A 14,223-nucleotide genomic window follows, 5' to 3' on the forward strand; every position below is an offset into this window, starting at 1 on the left:
CCCGCCGACGGTCGTCGGCGGGCGGCCACGCGCTCGGCGGCTGTCCGACGTGGTACACAAGCGCCGCCGGGCCGGGGACGGCACGTCCTCGAGCAAGCGCTCCGCTCAGCACGAGGCAGCACGCAGTCCGGCTCCTGGCATAGAGGAGGCACCCGGGTTTGGCATGCGCCTTGCGGACAGCGTCTCGCAGTGCTCGCTCGAGGTCGCCAGGCGACAACGGCGTGGACTGGGACAAGATGCCGAGCCAGCTCGAGCCCCTGCGTGACCCGCGGGTGCGGCCGGACTGCTCTCCCTGCTCGAGCGGCTGGATGACGCGGATCATGTCGGCGCACACCAGGCCATTGCTCGATGGACGAGCGACCACGTGCCCATGCCGCGGGGTGTAGCCCAGCAGGTTTCATGACTGGCGATCTCTGGCTCGCTGGTGCTCGCGTCGATCTCAAGTCGATCACGTTTCCGCTGCTCGCCGTGCTCACGTTGTGCGATGAAGTCGTCCCGCCCGGCTGTGCGCGTCCGATCGTCGAGCTTGTCGGGTCAACAGATACCCAGACGCTGGAGCCGGACGCAGGCCATCTGGGCTTGGTCATCGGTCGTTCGGCGAACAGGGTCCTGCACCCGCGACTGATCGACTGGCTGAACATGGCCGGGTGTGACGCGGTTGACGGTGATCTCGTCTGTGCCACTTCCGGGGCCAAACTCTTCGTGAAACCGACCATTCCGGACTTTGACGCGGCATAGGGCGCTTGGCTCCTCATCCCGGTCTCTCCCACGACTGAGTTGATGTTCACGATGCGGCCGAACTGCTTCGCCGCCATGTGGTCTCGCACCGCCTTCGTCATGTAGAAAGCGCCGGACAGGTTGATCCGCATCACCGCATACCAGTCCTCGATACTCACCTGCGCCACCGTCTGTCCATCGTGATGCCGGCGTTGTTGACCAGGTAGTCGACGCGTCCTTGTCGGTCCAGGACCTCCTGCACGACGCGGATCGCCGACGTTGCCCTGGTGGATCGAGACCGAGGATCCGTCCGCCTTGGCCTGGGCTGTCACCGCGTCGGCGGCAGCTCGGTTGCTGCTGTAACCCGCGGCGACAGGAACGCCCTGACCTGCCAGCAATGTCGTGATGCTGGCTCCGAGTCCTCGTACGCCACTGGTCACGATGGCTACTCGCTGATCACTCATCGTCTGCTCGGTCTCCGCCGCGGCCGCAGGAGACGGGCGTCCCGCGACCGGGATTTCGTGACGCAGATCAGAGTGCTCTGCGATGAATGTCAGATGGGGCTCAATACGCCGCACGGCGGTCACCACACGCGAGGTGTGGTGACCGCCGACCAAACTCAGCTGGCCTTGCCGTGGCTACGGACGCCTAGGCAGCCGGGTGATAGTTGTCCTTCGCGGTCAGCACGGCGATCAGGCTGAGGACCCCCGCGACGACGATGTAGGCTGCGACCGCCCACAACGAGCCAGTGCCCTCGAACAGGGCGGTGGCGATGAGCGGGGCGAAGCCGCCGCCGAGGACCGCGCCCAGCTGATATCCCGTCGATGCGCCCGAGTAGCGCACGCCCGTGCTGAACATCTCCGAGTAAAAGGCTGCCATCGGCCCGTACATGGCTCCCAGAGCAAGACCGGGGATGATGAGCGCGACCAGGGTCAGGACAGTCTGAGACGTCTGCAGCAACATGACGAACGGGACGACTGAGACGATGCTGAAGACCGTTGCCGGGACGATGACTTTCTTCCGGCCGGTCCGGTCGGAGAGAGCGGCGAACAGCGGAATGCTGACGACCGTGACCGCGCTCGAAACCAGTACAAGAGTGAGGATCACCGACTGGCTCATGCCCCTGGACGTCGCGTACGAGATCGTGAACACGATCAGGGTGTAGTAGTAGACCTGGACGAGCAGGATCATGCCGCCGGCCTGCAGGATCTGTTTCGGGTGGGTCAGAATCGCGGTGAGCAGCGGCGAGCGCTGCTGCGCGGGCCGGCCGCTCGCCGGGGCCTTCTTGTGCGCCTGAAGCCGCTGGAAGTCGTCGGTCTCCTCGATGCGAAGCTGGATGAACAGGCCCGCAGCGATCACGAGTGCGCTCAACAGGAACGGGATGCGCCAGCCCCATGAGGCGAACGCGTCCGGCGACATCGCACTGGAGACGACCAGGAACACCATGTTCGACACGATCACCGCGAGTGACGGTCCGATGTGGGCGAAGCTGCCGTAGAAACCGCGTCTATGGGCGGGAGCGCTCTCGGTGACGAGCAGCATCGCGCCGCCGTACTGGCCCCCAACCGCAATTCCCTGGATCGCCCGCAGGAAGACGAGCAAGAGCGGGGCCGCGAGACCCATCGCTGCAAAACCCGGCAGGCATCCGATCAAGAAGGTCGAGACTCCCATCATCAACATGGCCACGACAAGCAGTCGTTTGCGCCCCAGCCGATCCCCGAAGTGACCGAAGATGAGGCCGCCGACGGGGCGGAAGACGAATCCGACACCGAAGGTGGCGAACGCGGCCAAGGTGCCCGCGGCGTCGCCGAGGCCGGAGAAGAAAAGCGGCCCGAAGACCAGCGCCGCCGCCGTGCCGTAGACATAGAAGTCGTACCACTCGAGAGTGCTTGCAGTCAGGGCTGCAGTCGCGATCTTCCGTATCCGACTTCTGTCGGTTTCGGTCCTGGTATCCGTGGTCATGGTCAGCCCTTCGGTCCGCCGTTGTGTGTCGCATACCATCCATCGACGACGCCGCGCGAGAATGTCGCAATTCGCGGCACCACTGCGAACGCCGCAACGGCGATCCCCGGAGCGAACGGCCCGATGGATCCCGAGATGAGGGAAGCGCTGTACCAACGCAGAGAGCTCATCGAGAATCGCGCCGCCGCACTTGCCGAAGAGGCGCTGACCGCCGGCTCAGCTGGTTACGCCGCCTCGGCAGCCCGCCGACCGCCCCCGCTGCCGGCCGTGCCTGGACGACCTGTGCGGCGACCGTCGTGGCGTACCGCGACCGCTATCAGATCAGCAGCAACCTTCCACTCGGACCAGGCCCGCGAACCGATGCCGAGCGCGCCGACCGACAACGAGCATTGGCCGCGCAGCGCAGAGCAACATCGGTCAGCGAGTCATTTGCGTGTGGTCAGCGCCAGGCGCCGAGCCCGGCGGCCACTCCCACGATCGCGCCGTGACCGGCTATCCATAGCAAGTCTCCGCGCCTATTCGCCCAGGCATGCTCCAGATGGGTGCGGAAGATGGTGGGCTCTCGTCCGATCCGCTCGGCCTGGGCTCGACCGGCGCACTGTGATGGCGCGCTTGGCGATGGGCTCCGAACTTGTCGATGAAAGCGAGGCCGGCGCTGTTCAGCAGCGCGTCGAAGGCCCCGTCACGGCCGTCGGCTCCGCCATGACGGAGCCGACTTCGTCGGCGTCGGTGACGTCCATCCGGGCGTAGTGATGGTCCTCGCCAAGCTCTTCTCTGAGGTTGGCGAGGGCGGTCGGGTTGATGTCGGTCGCGCAGATCGTCCAGCCTTCGCGGGCGAGTTGGCGCGCGGCCTCTGCTCCGATTCCGGCGCCGGCGCCGGCGCCGGTGATCACGATAGTCGGGGACGTGGTGCTCTCCATTGAGCTAGTTCGGCGCGGTGCGAGAGGCGCTGGGCAGTCAGGCGAGTGCGTGCTGGAGGAAGTCGATCTGCTCGGTGACGAATGCCTCGAACTGCTCGCCTGAGTAGGGCTCGAAGTGTCCTGTTTCGTGAGTGGAGCACGTGACCCGCGGGTTCTTGCCGGCGGCCCGGATGGCGGGCCCCGGCGGCGTGGTCTCGTCGCGGCTGCCGACCTGGACGAGTGCCGGCATCGTCAGGTTTCTGAGCGCACGGGCGGGGGAGTAGAGCGGGATCGCGAGCGCGAAGCGGCCTGCGACACGCTGGTCGAATGCCTGCCCCGCGGGGACGAGCGAGAGGTAGCCGGCGGCTTCCGGGGCGGTCATGAGCGCCAGGGACCCCGGCGACCCGGACGCCGGCACGTAGTGCGGGGCGGCGCCGACGGCCGCCTTGGCGATGTCGAGGAGGCCGTGGCCCGCGAGGCGGGTCGCCTGCCGCGGCCCGAGCGCGATGACTCCGGCCGGACCGTCGGTGTGGGGGACCTGAGCGATGACGGCGGCCGCCGATAGCTCCGCGGCCATGGACAGGACGTGTCCGCCGGAGAGGGAGGAGCCCCACAGCACGATCCGGGTCGCGTCGACCTCGGGGCGTGATCGCGCGTAGGCGACGGCCGCGGCCCAGTCCTGGTGCTGTCGGCGGATGCTGAGCAGCTGTCGAGGCTGCCCTTCGCTGGCCCCGAAGTGGCGGTAGTCGAAGACCAGGACGTGGTAGCCGGCTGCGGCGAAGCGCTCGGCGTACGCGTCCAGGCGCATCTCCTTGATGCCCGCGAGCCCATGGGCCATGACGACCGCTGGCCTGGGGTCGGGTCCGGCTGGGTAGAACCATCCGGCGCAGCGGACGTCGCCGGATGTGAAGGTGATGTCCTGACGGGTCATGGTGCTCTTCCTTTTCTGGGTACGGGGAGTCGGTCAGCCGTCGATCCGGCGGAGCAGGCTCTGCATCCGCTTGTGGCGGTCGATGAGTGCATCGGAGGCGATACCGAATGCGCCGCGTGCGACGAAGAACGGAACCCATACGCGCGGTGCGATGACGCGGGCGCTGCGCCTCTCGATGCCGCGCACGGCGGCCGCTGCGATCAGGTCGGGCGAGACAGGCTTGCCGAGGACTCCCGGGTTGCCGAGGCGAATGACCTCCTTGGTGACCTCGTCATCGTGGGATGCGCGAATGATGGGCGTGTCGACCCAACCGGGGAACAGTACGCCGGCGGTGGTGCCGGTGCCAGCGAGCTCGCCGCGCAGCGAGCGGCCGAAGGCTTCGACACCAGCCTTCGATGCTGCGTAGGGAGCGTTGCCGATCCCGTTGTAGAACGCGTACACCGAAGCCGTCATGAGGATGTGGCCCCGGGCCGCGGTGACGGCGGGAAGGCACGCGCGCACCGTGCGCCACACACCGAGCAGATCCACCTCGACGATGCGTTCGAACTCCTCCACGCTGCTGCTCTTGATCGTGGCCGGCTTCTTTGCTGCGATCCCGGCGTTCGCGAAACACACATCGAGCACACCGAACTGAGCCACGACCTTGTCCACCACTGTCTCCATGGCGACAAGGTCGGTGACGTCGGCCGCCACCGGGAACGCTCGGGAGCCGAGCTCTGCAGCGAGAGCATCAACGGCTTCCTGGTGGAGGTCGACGAGCGCAACGTTGGCGCCCGCTGAGGTGAGGGCTCGGGCCGTCGCGGCGCCGATGCCGGACGCTGCGCCGGTCACGAGGACGGTGGCGCCTGCGAGCTTGAGAGTGGGCATGGTTTCCTCCTGCGGGTCGCCTGAAGAATATGGCATCGGTCACAAAGATGGAAGAGGTTCCAAGTTTGTGGCTGCTACCATCCGGTCATGACCCTGGACGCTGTAGACCCAGTCGACCCCCCGATCGACGGTGACGCGGTCCCGGCTCTGACGCGGACCCAGCGGAGAGCGGCAGCGAACCGGCGCTCCGTGGTCGATGCGGCGCGGGAGATCGTCGCTACCCAGGGCATGGAGGCCCTGACGCTGGAGGCGGTGGCCGAGCGCGCGGACGTTGCGGTGCAGACCATCTACAACCGTGTGGGGAACCGGTCGGCGCTCCTCATAGCGGTGGCGGAGCAAGCCATGGAGGAAAGCCGCGGGTACATGGACGCCGCGTACGCCGCCGAAGGCCTGCCCGAGGCGCGGCTCCGGCTGGTCGCGGGCGCCTGGGCGCGGTTCGCCCGCGAACGCCCGTATGAGTTCCGCGTGCTGGTCGAGCCCGAGGACGAGCCCGAGGCGGCCGAACGCCTTGCCGAGCTCTACGCGATGCAGAGCGCAAAGCTGGCGGCGACGATCCGTGAAGGTGTCGAAAGCGGGGTGTTTCGGCGCGACCTCGATCCTGACGAGGTTGCTGTGACCCTGACTGCAGCGATCAACGGCATCCTGGCCATGGCGTGGCGCCCGGGTGCCCTGTGCGTCCCCGAGCCTCAGATAGACGGCATGTTGACGACCTTCGCCAGTCTCGCTTTGGAAGGGCTGCGCCGACCATGACAACCAGGCTCTGGGCCTAGCGTCTCGTGCGTCGCGCACAGAGCGTGTAAGCCAGGTTGTGCACCGTGGATGCGTGTCAAGCACTCGGCTGGCTGTCCCTGCGGATCCAACCGGCCTCGGTAGCGCATGATCGGACAGGGCACCTCCGTTGCTGCCGGCCTTTAATGGCTGGCGTCAGTCCGCGAGGTAGTCGCGCAAGTGCGCCATCGTCGCGTCGAGCAGGTGGGGGAGCGAGGCGTTCTCGTCGGCGAGCCATGCCTGGTAGGCGGTGAGGGCGAGTGCGAGGGAGACCTGCCCGATGGTCTGAGGGAGAAGGTCCACGGGGGCGAGGCCGGTGCGCTCGGCGACGTACTCGGCGATGACCTCGCGCCAGCTCGCGTAGCGCAGCACCGAGTGGGCCTGGAGCGCCGGCGTGGTCAAGATCAGGCACATTCGGTCGCGGTGGCTGGGGCTGGCGTCGGTGGGGAAGTCGTTGAAGGCGAGTACGCCGCGGTGGACCGCCTCGTGCAGCGGGAGATCTCGGGGCATGGCGCGCAGGATCTCGCGAAAGCCGTCGAGGGTCCGGTCGAACTGTCCCCACGGGATGTCGTTCTTGGAGGGGTAGTAGCGGGTGATGGTGCGTCTGCCCACCCCGATCGCCTCGCCGATGTCGTCGAGGGTGGTGGCCTCGAAACCCCTGGTCACGAAGAGCTGGAAGGCGGCCTGCTCGATCTCCGCGTGCGACGTCGCGGCGGGGCGGCCGCGCAGCGAGCGCCGCGTCGTGGGGGCGGGGCTGGTGGGCACCTGTCGCAATCTACAGCAGCCATCTGGGCAAAAGAATCGCTTGTTCCGGCACATCTCTATGTTTTTGGCCTTGAGTGTCATTAATGTGGTGCGGGTCACGTCGACCCGGAGATGAAGGAGAGCTGTCATGAACCCTGAGGAGACCACCCATGTCGTGGACGAGGTCCTGACCGAGGAGTCGTTGATCGAGGAGGTCTCGATCGACGGCATGTGCGGCGTCTACTGAGATGACTGCCGTGAGCCTGGACAGCGCCTGGGCGCTGTCGCCGTCGGTGGCGCTGCGTCCCGAGCCGTTCGGGGCGCTGGCCTACCACTTCGGGAACCGGAGACTGACCTTCCTCAAGCGTCCCGAGCTGGTGGCGGTCGTGCGTGCCCTGGGGTCGCACCCGGACGTACACGGTGCGCTGGTGGCGTCCGGGGTGCCGGAGGGCCAGCACGCTGCGTACGTCGCTGCGCTCTCCGGCCTCGCCCGGACCGACATGATCCGACCTGTCGAGCAGGGAGCGAGACGATGAAGCTGGTGGAGCACTTCGAGCTCGGCCTGGACGCGCCGATCTGCCTGACCTGGGAGCTGACGTACGCGTGCAACCTGGAGTGTGCGCACTGCCTCTCGAGCAGCGGCCGGCGCGACCCGCGTGAGCTGAGCACCGAGCAGTGCGAGGCGGTGATCGACGAGCTGCAGCGGATGCAGGTCTTCTACGTGAACATCGGCGGCGGCGAGCCGACCGTGCGCCCCGACTTCTGGCACCTGGTCGAGTACGCCGTCGCCCACGACGTCGGGGTGAAGTTTTCGACCAACGGTGTCCGGCTCACTCCCGAGCGGGCGCGGTGGCTGGCCGCGAGCGACTACGTCGACGTCCAGATCTCGCTCGACGGCGCCACGGCCGAGGTCAACGACCGGGTGCGGGGGACCGGGTCGTACGACACCGCGATCACCGCGCTGCGCAACCTGCACGAGGCGGGGTTCCGAGACGCCAAGCTGAGCGTGGTCTGCACCCGGGAGAACATCGGCCAGCTCGACGCGTTCAAGGCGATCGCGGACAGGTTCGGGGCGACGCTGCGGCTGACCAGGCTGCGTCCCTCCGGCCGCGGTGCGGACGTGTGGGACGAACTGCATCCGCTACCTGAGCAGCAGCGGGAGCTCTACGACTGGCTCGTCGCCAACGGCGACCATGTGCTCACCGGCGACTCCTTCTTCCACCTGGCCGCCTTCGGTCCCGAGGACGGCAGCGGTGCGCTGCCGGGTCTGAATCTGTGTGGTGCCGGTCGGGTGGTGTGCCTGATCGACCCGGTCGGCGACGTCTACGCCTGTCCGTTCGCGATCCACGACCAGTTCCTGGCCGGCAACGTGCTGACCGACGGCGGCTTCGACAACGTCTGGAAGACCTCGAGCCTCTTCCAAGAGCTGCGCGAGCCGCAGACCGGTGGCGCCTGCTCCGGCTGTGCCCACTACGACTCCTGCCGCGGTGGCTGCATGGCCGCGAAGTTCTTCACCGGCCTGCCGCTGGACGGGCCGGACCCGGAGTGCGTCCAGGGCTACGGCGAGACCGCGCTGGCGGGTGCCCGGACCATCCCCGCGGTCGGCCAGGACCACTCCCACAGCACGCCGAGCCGTAACGCGCCGGTGCTGTTGACCCTTTCCCGGCGCCGCCCGGACGCGGGGATGATGGCGCCGCCGGTGAGTGCGTGCGCCGAGTCGCCGCTGGCCGGCTTCGTCCCGAACTGACCCCTGAGAACAGAAGCGAGAAACAGAGATGGCCTGGAAGAACCCGTGGAAGCAGAACCCGTGGTTCGAGTCCGTCGCGGTCGCGCAGGAGCGTGCCCGCAAGCGACTCCCGAAGCCCGTGTACGCAGCACTGCTGGCCGGCTCGGAGCGGGGCCAGACGATCGCGGACAACCAGCAGGCGTTCGCCGACCTCGGGCTCGCACCTCATGTGGCAGGTCATCACGACAAGCGTGAGCTGTCGACCTCGGTGCTGGGTCAGGAGATCGGGTTCCCGGTGATCATCTCGCCCACCGGCGTACAGGCCGTGCATCCCGACGGGGAGGTCGCGGTCGCGCGGGCGGCGGCGGCCCGGGGGACGGTGATTGGGTTGTCGAACTTCGCCTCGAAGTCGGTTGAGGAGGTCGTGGCGGTCAACTCGGCGACCTTCTTCCAGATGTATTGGACAGGTGACCGCGAGGTGATGATCCGCCGGATGCGCCGGGCGCATGCCGCCGGGGCGAAGGCGCTGATCGCGACCCTGGACTGGTCGTTCTCGATGGGTCGCGACTGGGGCTCCCCGGAGATCCCGGAGAAGGTCGACCTCTCCGCGATGCTCAGGTTCGCGCCGCAGGTGATGAGCCGGGGGAGGTGGCTGGCCGCGTACGCCCGCAGCGGCGGCATCCCGGACCTGACCGCGCCCAACCTGGCGCCGATCGCCGACGACGGCAGCCTGGGGAAGCCGCCCACGTTCTTCGGTGCCTACTACGAGTGGATGACCACGCCGCCGCCGTCCTGGGACGACGTCGCCTGGATGGTGAGCACCTGGAAGGACTTGAGTGGAGGAAAGCCGTTCATGCTCAAGGGCGTCTGCCGGATCGACGACGCGCTGCGGGCGGTCGATGCGGGCGTGGACGCGATCTCGGTCTCCAACCACGGCGGCAACAACCTCGACGGCACCCCGGCCACGATCCGGGTGCTGCCCCCGATCGCCGCCGCGGTGGGCGACCAGATCGAGGTGCTCCTCGACGGTGGCGTACGCCGCGGCTCCGACGTCGCCAAGGCACTCGCTCTGGGCGCCCGTGCGGTGATGATCGGGCGGGCCTACCTGTGGGGTCTGGGCGCCAACGGCCAGGCCGGTGTCGAGAACGTCCTCGACGTCCTCCGCAACGGCCTCGACTCAGCGGTCCTCGGCATGGGCAAGGCCTCCGTCCACGACCTCACCCCGGAGGACCTGGTGATCCCCGAAGGTTTCGAGCTTCCCCTCGGCATGCCGCCAGGTGCTGTCGAAGGCCGATCGTGAGCCTCGCTGACCGCCCGTGGCCGCAGATCGTGCCCGGGGGCACGGTCCTGGTGCCACTGGGGTCCACCGAGCAGCACGGACCGCACCTGCCTCTCGATGTTGACACGGTCATCGCCACCGCCGTGGCGAACGAGCTCGCTCCGCTTACCGGCGCCTCGGTCGCCCCGGCCGTCCCGGTCGGTGCCAGCGGGGAGCACCAGTCCTTTCCCGGCACCATCTCGATCGGCACTGACGCCCTGACGACCGTGCTCGTCGAGTTCGGCCGGTCGCTGACCACCTGGGCCTCCCGGGTGGTCTTCGTCAACGCTCATGGCGGCAATCTCGACGGCCTCGAGGCCGGCGTCAAGATCCTTCGCGCCGAGGGTCGCGACGCCGCCTGGGTCCCGTGCCAGGTGCCCTACGCCGACCCGCACGCAGGGTTCACCGAGACCTCCCTTATGCTGCACCTGGCGCCCGAACGGGTACGCCTGAGGCATGCCGCCCCGGGCAACACCCGGCCACTGCGTGAGCTGCTGTCGCAGATGCGCGCCGGGGGAGTGGAGGCGGTCTCGGCCAACGGAGTCCTCGGCGACCCGACCGGCGCCGGCGCCGACATCGGCAAGCGGATCCTGAATGAGATGGTCTTCGCCGCCTATGACCGCCTTCAGATCGGTGCCATGGCGCGATGAAGGCTGATGCCGTGAGCACAGACCAGACGGGCCGGGTGGCCCTGGTGACCGGCGCAGCCCGCGGGATCGGCGCCGCCAGCGTGCGTGGCCTGGTGGCCGAGGGCGTACGCGTCGTCGCGCTCGACTGGTGCGCCGGCGAGGATTCGCCGGCCGGCTACCCGCAGGCCACCAGGGCAGACCTCGACACGCTCGTCGCCTCGCTCCCGGCCGGGTGGGTGGAGCCGGTCGTGGGGGACGTACGCGACCCGGCGGCGCTCGCCGCCGCGGTCGGTGTCGCGACCGGCAGGTGGGGGCGGCTCGACATCGCCGTCGCGGCGGCCGCGGTGATCGCCGGTGGCCGCCCGCTGTGGGAAGACGACTCGCTCGACCTGCAGTGGCAGATCGACGTCGCCGGGGTCTGGAACACGGCGGCTGCGGCCGTCCCGGTCATGCTCGCCGGACCCGACCCCGCTGGGTGCCGGTTCGTCGCGCTCGCCTCCGCAGCGGGCTCGCGCGGCCTGTTCCATCTCGCCGCCTACAACGCCGCGAAGCATGCCGTGGTCGGCCTGGTGAGGGGCCTGGCCGCCGATCTGGCGGGGACCGGCGTCACCGCCTGCGCTGTCTCACCGGGCTCGACCGACACCGCGATGCTGGCCGCGACCGCCGGCCTCTACTCGGTAACCCCCGGCGACCTCGCCGGCCACCAGCTCTTGCGCCGCCCGCTCACCCCGGACGAGGTCGCCGCCACCGTCGTGCACGCCTGCTCCCGTGCCGGCGCCGTGCTCAACGGATCGGACGTCGCCGCCGACGGAGGCTTCGGCGGATGACGCTGCTGCCCGACGGGTTCACGGTGCAGGTACGCGATGACGTACGCCTCCTCCCGACACCCGACGGCGGCCTGTCGCTGGTCGGTGGCTCGCCGCTGCGGTCGATGCGCCTCACCCCGGCCGCCGCCGGCCACGTCAACGACCGGAAGGTGCGGGTCGCCGACGCGACCACCGACCTCATCGCCCGCCGCCTGCTCGACGGCAACCTCGCCGACCCCGTGGACCTGACGCTGGTCGACCCCGCCGAGCTCACCGTCGTCGTCCCGGCCCACGACCGCCCCGAGCACCTCGCCCGCTGCCTGGCCGCCCTGAGCGGGCTTCAGGTGATCGTCGTCGACGACGCCTCCCGCGACCCGGCCGCCGTCGCGGAGGTCGTACGCCGCCACAGCGCCACCCTCCTCACGCTGGTCGACAACCGCGGACCCGCCGGCGCCCGCAACGCCGGGCTCGCCCGGGTCACGACCCCCTGCGTCGCCTTCGTCGACTCCGACGTCGCCGCCGACCCCGCGATGCTCGCGCAGCTGGCCGGCCAGCTCGCCGACCCTCGGGTTGCGCTGGCCGGACCGCTGGTCCGGGGGCACACCGACAAGGATCGACCGTCCTGGTTCGAGCGCCACGACGTGGCCGCCTCCTCGCTCTCCCTCGGCACGAGGGCCTGCTCGGTCCGCCCCGGCGCAGCCGTCGGCTGGCTCCCGTCGGCCTGCCTCGTCGCCCGCACCGCCACCCTGAGAGAGGTCGGTGGCTTCGCCGACGACCTGCGCGTCGGTGAGGACGTCGACCTGGTCTGGCGGCTGGTCGAGGCCGGACACATCGTCCGCTACCAGCCCGACCTCGAAGCCCGGCACGAGGTCCGCGGCACCATCCGCGGCTGGCTCGGCCGCAAGCTCGTCTACGGCACCGGCGGCGCCGAGCTCGGCCGCCGCCACGGCGACGCGATCGCCCCGGCCGTACTCTCCCCGGCCATGGCCGCTGCCGGTGCAGCGGTCCTCGCCGGCCGCTGGTGGTCGGCGCCGGCGACACTGGCCTCGCTGGTCTGGGGGAGTCGTGCCGTCGCTGAGGCGCTCCCGGACGTACCCGGCCGCACGGGCCTCGCGATCCGCCTCGCCACCCGAGGACTCGGCTGGTCACTTCGCCAGGAGTCGGCCCTCCTGCTGCGCCACTGGTGGCCGTTCACCCTGGTCGCTTGCCTGCTCAGCCGCACCGTACGCCGCATGGTCCTCGCCGCCCTCGTCGTCGACTCCGTCGTCGCCGCCCGCGAGAGCGACGTAAGGCCCACGACCCTTCTCGGCCGTCGCCTGGACGACCTCGCCTACGGCACCGGACTCTGGGTCGGAGCGGTGGAGCGCCGCTCCGTGCGTTGTCTCGCTCCGCGCGTCGTGCGGCGGTCTCGACGCGGGTAGCCCCTCGAGGCGCAGCCGTCCGGCCAGGTCGGGAGGGGTACGGCCGGATGGCTGCGGGCCCTAGGAGGCAGCGGCGTCGCTCGGTGCGTCGTGTCGGTGCCAGGCGCTGAGGATGCGGTCGGTGACCTCATCGATCTCACCGAGGCCGTCGACCTCGATGATGAGGCCCCGCGTGCGGTAGGCGTCGATGAGCGGCGCGGTCTGCTCGAGGTAGACCTCTTGGCGGCGGCGGATGATGTCCTCGGTGTCATCGGCGCGTCCCTCGATCTGGGCACGCTGCAGCAGTCGGTTGACGACCTCGTCCTCGTCGACGACGAGGCTGATGACGGCGTCGATGCCGTGGCCGGTGGGTCGGATCATCCGGTCGAGCTCCTCGACCTGCGCCAGCGTGCGGGGATAGCCGTCGAGAAGGAATCCGCCGGTCGCGTCGGGCTCGGCGATCCGGTCGCGGACCATGCCGTTGGTGATGTCGTCCGGGACGTACTCGCCGGCGTCGAGGTAGCGCTTGGCGTCGAGGCCGAGCGGCGTGGCGAGCGATACGTTGGTGCGGAAGATGTCGCCGGTGGAGATGGCCGGGACGGCGAAGTGCTCGGCGATGTGCTTGGCCTGGGTGCCCTTGCCGGCACCGGGTGGGCCGATGATGATGATCCGCATCAACGATCCCCCATGGTTCTGTGATCGCGCGGGGCGTGCTGGGCGCAGGACCGGCATGTCTCGGGCGACGTCATGTCGATCGGAAGATCCCAGAAGGTGTACCAGAGTGCGGTCGGCTCTCCGCAGGCCGTGCGCTGGGAGCCGTTCCTTCGGATGTGTACGGTGCCCCATGGGAGTCGGCGACGGGAGTGCCGCGGCTGGGTCTGTGGCGCTGTCGCGAGCCACTGCGTGCTCGCGTTGTCAGGTGACTGGGGCCTGAGGAGAGTCGCTGGTGGTGGTGTCATCCCGGATCCCTTCAGTTGTTGATTTCGCAGATGACGGCGCCGTTGGTGACGGTCTCGCCCACGGTGGCGTTCAGGCCGGTGATGACGCCGGCCTTGTGGGCCTTGAGGGGCTGCTCCATCTTCATCGCCTCGATGACCACGACGACGTCACCCTCGGCGACCTCCTGGCCCTCCTCGACGGCGATCTTGACGATGGTGCCCTGCATCGGCGAGGCGACGGAGTCGCCGGAGGCGGCGGCGCCGGCCTTCTTCGCCGACCGCTTCGGCTTCTTCGCGGCACCCGTGCCGCCGCCGACCGCGAGGCCACCGAGCCCGGCGGGAAGCGAGACCGAGAGGCGCTTGCCGCCGACCTCGACCACGACGGTCTGGCGCTCGACGTCCTCGGCCGGCTCGCCGGCAGCACCGGCGTACGGCGTGATCTGGTTGTCGAAGTCGGTCTCGATCCAGGTCGTGTAGACGTCGAAGGAGCCGTTCTCGGCGGTGTAGGCCGGGTCGGT

General features: G+C 69.3%; 16 protein-coding genes. 8 read left to right on the top strand and 8 right to left on the bottom strand.

Translation table 11 applies throughout. The annotated features are described in order from the left end of the window. From ACFVDI_RS27135 to ACFVDI_RS27155, 5 genes are all read right to left on the bottom strand, one after another. The coding region (locus ACFVDI_RS27135; RefSeq protein ID WP_378912029.1) for an SDR family NAD(P)-dependent oxidoreductase at positions 1–1,181 on the bottom strand (1,181 nt) is incomplete at its 3' end. Between the two features lie 184 nt (positions 1,182–1,365). Continuing rightward, entirely contained in the window at positions 1,366–2,679 is a 1,314-nt protein-coding gene (locus tag ACFVDI_RS27140; RefSeq protein ID WP_378912014.1) for an MFS transporter, read from the bottom strand. Positions 2,680–3,338: 659 nt separating this feature from the next. Continuing rightward, positions 3,339–3,599, bottom strand: coding sequence for an SDR family NAD(P)-dependent oxidoreductase (locus ACFVDI_RS27145; protein WP_378912015.1), 261 nt, complete (start codon positions 3,597–3,599; stop codon positions 3,339–3,341). Between the two features lie 37 nt (positions 3,600–3,636). Further along, positions 3,637–4,509, bottom strand: coding sequence for an alpha/beta hydrolase (locus ACFVDI_RS27150; RefSeq protein WP_378912016.1), 873 nt, complete (start codon positions 4,507–4,509; stop codon positions 3,637–3,639). Positions 4,510–4,542: 33 nt separating this feature from the next. Then, positions 4,543–5,376 (bottom strand): short-chain dehydrogenase/reductase, encoded by an 834-nt coding sequence (locus ACFVDI_RS27155; protein ID WP_378912017.1) that lies wholly within the window; start codon positions 5,374–5,376, stop codon positions 4,543–4,545. A gap of 87 nt (positions 5,377–5,463) precedes the next feature. Between ACFVDI_RS27155 and ACFVDI_RS27160 the strand changes: the two genes are divergently transcribed. Next, the gene (locus tag ACFVDI_RS27160) at positions 5,464–6,126 is read left to right on the top strand and encodes a TetR/AcrR family transcriptional regulator (RefSeq protein WP_378912018.1); all 663 of its coding nucleotides are present in this window, start codon (positions 5,464–5,466) and stop codon (positions 6,124–6,126) included. 174 nt (positions 6,127–6,300) lie between these two features. Here ACFVDI_RS27160 and mftR read toward each other — a convergent pair whose 3' ends face one another. Further along, positions 6,301–6,909: a mycofactocin system transcriptional regulator gene (mftR, locus tag ACFVDI_RS27165; RefSeq protein ID WP_378912019.1), complete on the bottom strand. Its 609-nt coding sequence runs from the start codon at positions 6,907–6,909 to the stop codon at positions 6,301–6,303. Between the two features lie 127 nt (positions 6,910–7,036). Here mftR and mftA point away from each other — a divergent pair, with 127 nt between their 5' ends. The 7 genes from mftA to mftF are packed head-to-tail and all read left to right on the top strand — an operon-like array spanning position 7,037 to position 12,788. Further along, positions 7,037–7,135 (top strand): mycofactocin precursor MftA, encoded by a 99-nt coding sequence (gene mftA / locus ACFVDI_RS27170; RefSeq protein WP_378912020.1) that lies wholly within the window; start codon positions 7,037–7,039, stop codon positions 7,133–7,135. A gap of 1 nt (position 7,136) precedes the next feature. Further along, positions 7,137–7,424, top strand: coding sequence for a mycofactocin biosynthesis chaperone MftB (gene mftB, locus ACFVDI_RS27175; RefSeq protein WP_378912021.1), 288 nt, complete (start codon positions 7,137–7,139; stop codon positions 7,422–7,424). Then, positions 7,421–8,635: a mycofactocin radical SAM maturase gene (gene mftC / locus ACFVDI_RS27180; RefSeq protein ID WP_378912022.1), complete on the top strand. Its 1,215-nt coding sequence runs from the start codon at positions 7,421–7,423 to the stop codon at positions 8,633–8,635. The genes mftB and mftC overlap by 4 nt, the downstream gene beginning before the upstream one ends. A gap of 28 nt (positions 8,636–8,663) precedes the next feature. Next, positions 8,664–9,914: a pre-mycofactocin synthase MftD gene (gene mftD / locus ACFVDI_RS27185; protein WP_378912023.1), complete on the top strand. Its 1,251-nt coding sequence runs from the start codon at positions 8,664–8,666 to the stop codon at positions 9,912–9,914. Beyond that, positions 9,911–10,582 (top strand): mycofactocin biosynthesis peptidyl-dipeptidase MftE, encoded by a 672-nt coding sequence (gene mftE / locus ACFVDI_RS27190; protein ID WP_378912024.1) that lies wholly within the window; start codon positions 9,911–9,913, stop codon positions 10,580–10,582. Before mftD ends, mftE begins: the two co-directional genes overlap by 4 nt. Positions 10,583–10,593: 11 nt before the next feature. Next, positions 10,594–11,388 carry a mycofactocin-coupled SDR family oxidoreductase gene (locus ACFVDI_RS27195; RefSeq protein ID WP_378912025.1) on the top strand — a complete coding sequence of 265 codons (795 nt, stop codon included), beginning with the start codon at positions 10,594–10,596 and terminating at the stop codon, positions 11,386–11,388. Then, positions 11,385–12,788, top strand: coding sequence for a mycofactocin biosynthesis glycosyltransferase MftF (mftF, locus tag ACFVDI_RS27200; protein WP_378912026.1), 1,404 nt, complete (start codon positions 11,385–11,387; stop codon positions 12,786–12,788). Before ACFVDI_RS27195 ends, mftF begins: the two co-directional genes overlap by 4 nt. 60 nt (positions 12,789–12,848) lie before the next feature. Here mftF and ACFVDI_RS27205 read toward each other — a convergent pair whose 3' ends face one another. Both ACFVDI_RS27205 and ACFVDI_RS27210 read right to left on the bottom strand, forming a co-directional pair. Next, entirely contained in the window at positions 12,849–13,442 is a 594-nt protein-coding gene (locus tag ACFVDI_RS27205) for an adenylate kinase (RefSeq protein ID WP_378912027.1), read from the bottom strand. A 295-nt stretch (positions 13,443–13,737) separates the two neighbouring features. Further along, the coding region (locus tag ACFVDI_RS27210; RefSeq protein ID WP_378912028.1) for a biotin/lipoyl-containing protein at positions 13,738–14,223 on the bottom strand (486 nt) is incomplete at its 5' end.

Source organism: Nocardioides sp. NPDC057767 (assembly GCF_042798275.1).
Lineage (GTDB): Bacteria > Actinomycetota > Actinomycetes > Propionibacteriales > Nocardioidaceae > Nocardioides.

Excerpts from the sequence above, each read along its gene's own strand:
- ACFVDI_RS27140 (WP_378912014.1), bottom strand. The coding sequence starts at position 2,679 with ATGACCACGGATACCAGGACCGAAACCGACAGAAGTCGGATACGGAAG.
- ACFVDI_RS27145 (WP_378912015.1), bottom strand. The coding sequence starts at position 3,599 with ATGGAGAGCACCACGTCCCCGACTATCGTGATCACCGGCGCCGGCGCC.
- ACFVDI_RS27150 (WP_378912016.1), bottom strand. The coding sequence starts at position 4,509 with ATGACCCGTCAGGACATCACCTTCACATCCGGCGACGTCCGCTGCGCC.
- ACFVDI_RS27155 (WP_378912017.1), bottom strand. The coding sequence starts at position 5,376 with ATGCCCACTCTCAAGCTCGCAGGCGCCACCGTCCTCGTGACCGGCGCA.
- ACFVDI_RS27160 (WP_378912018.1), top strand. The coding sequence starts at position 5,464 with ATGACCCTGGACGCTGTAGACCCAGTCGACCCCCCGATCGACGGTGAC.
- mftA (WP_378912020.1), top strand. The coding sequence starts at position 7,037 with ATGAACCCTGAGGAGACCACCCATGTCGTGGACGAGGTCCTGACCGAG.
- mftB (WP_378912021.1), top strand. The coding sequence starts at position 7,137 with ATGACTGCCGTGAGCCTGGACAGCGCCTGGGCGCTGTCGCCGTCGGTG.
- mftC (WP_378912022.1), top strand. The coding sequence starts at position 7,421 with ATGAAGCTGGTGGAGCACTTCGAGCTCGGCCTGGACGCGCCGATCTGC.
- mftD (WP_378912023.1), top strand. The coding sequence starts at position 8,664 with ATGGCCTGGAAGAACCCGTGGAAGCAGAACCCGTGGTTCGAGTCCGTC.
- mftF (WP_378912026.1), top strand. The coding sequence starts at position 11,385 with ATGACGCTGCTGCCCGACGGGTTCACGGTGCAGGTACGCGATGACGTA.
- ACFVDI_RS27205 (WP_378912027.1), bottom strand. The coding sequence starts at position 13,442 with ATGCGGATCATCATCATCGGCCCACCCGGTGCCGGCAAGGGCACCCAG.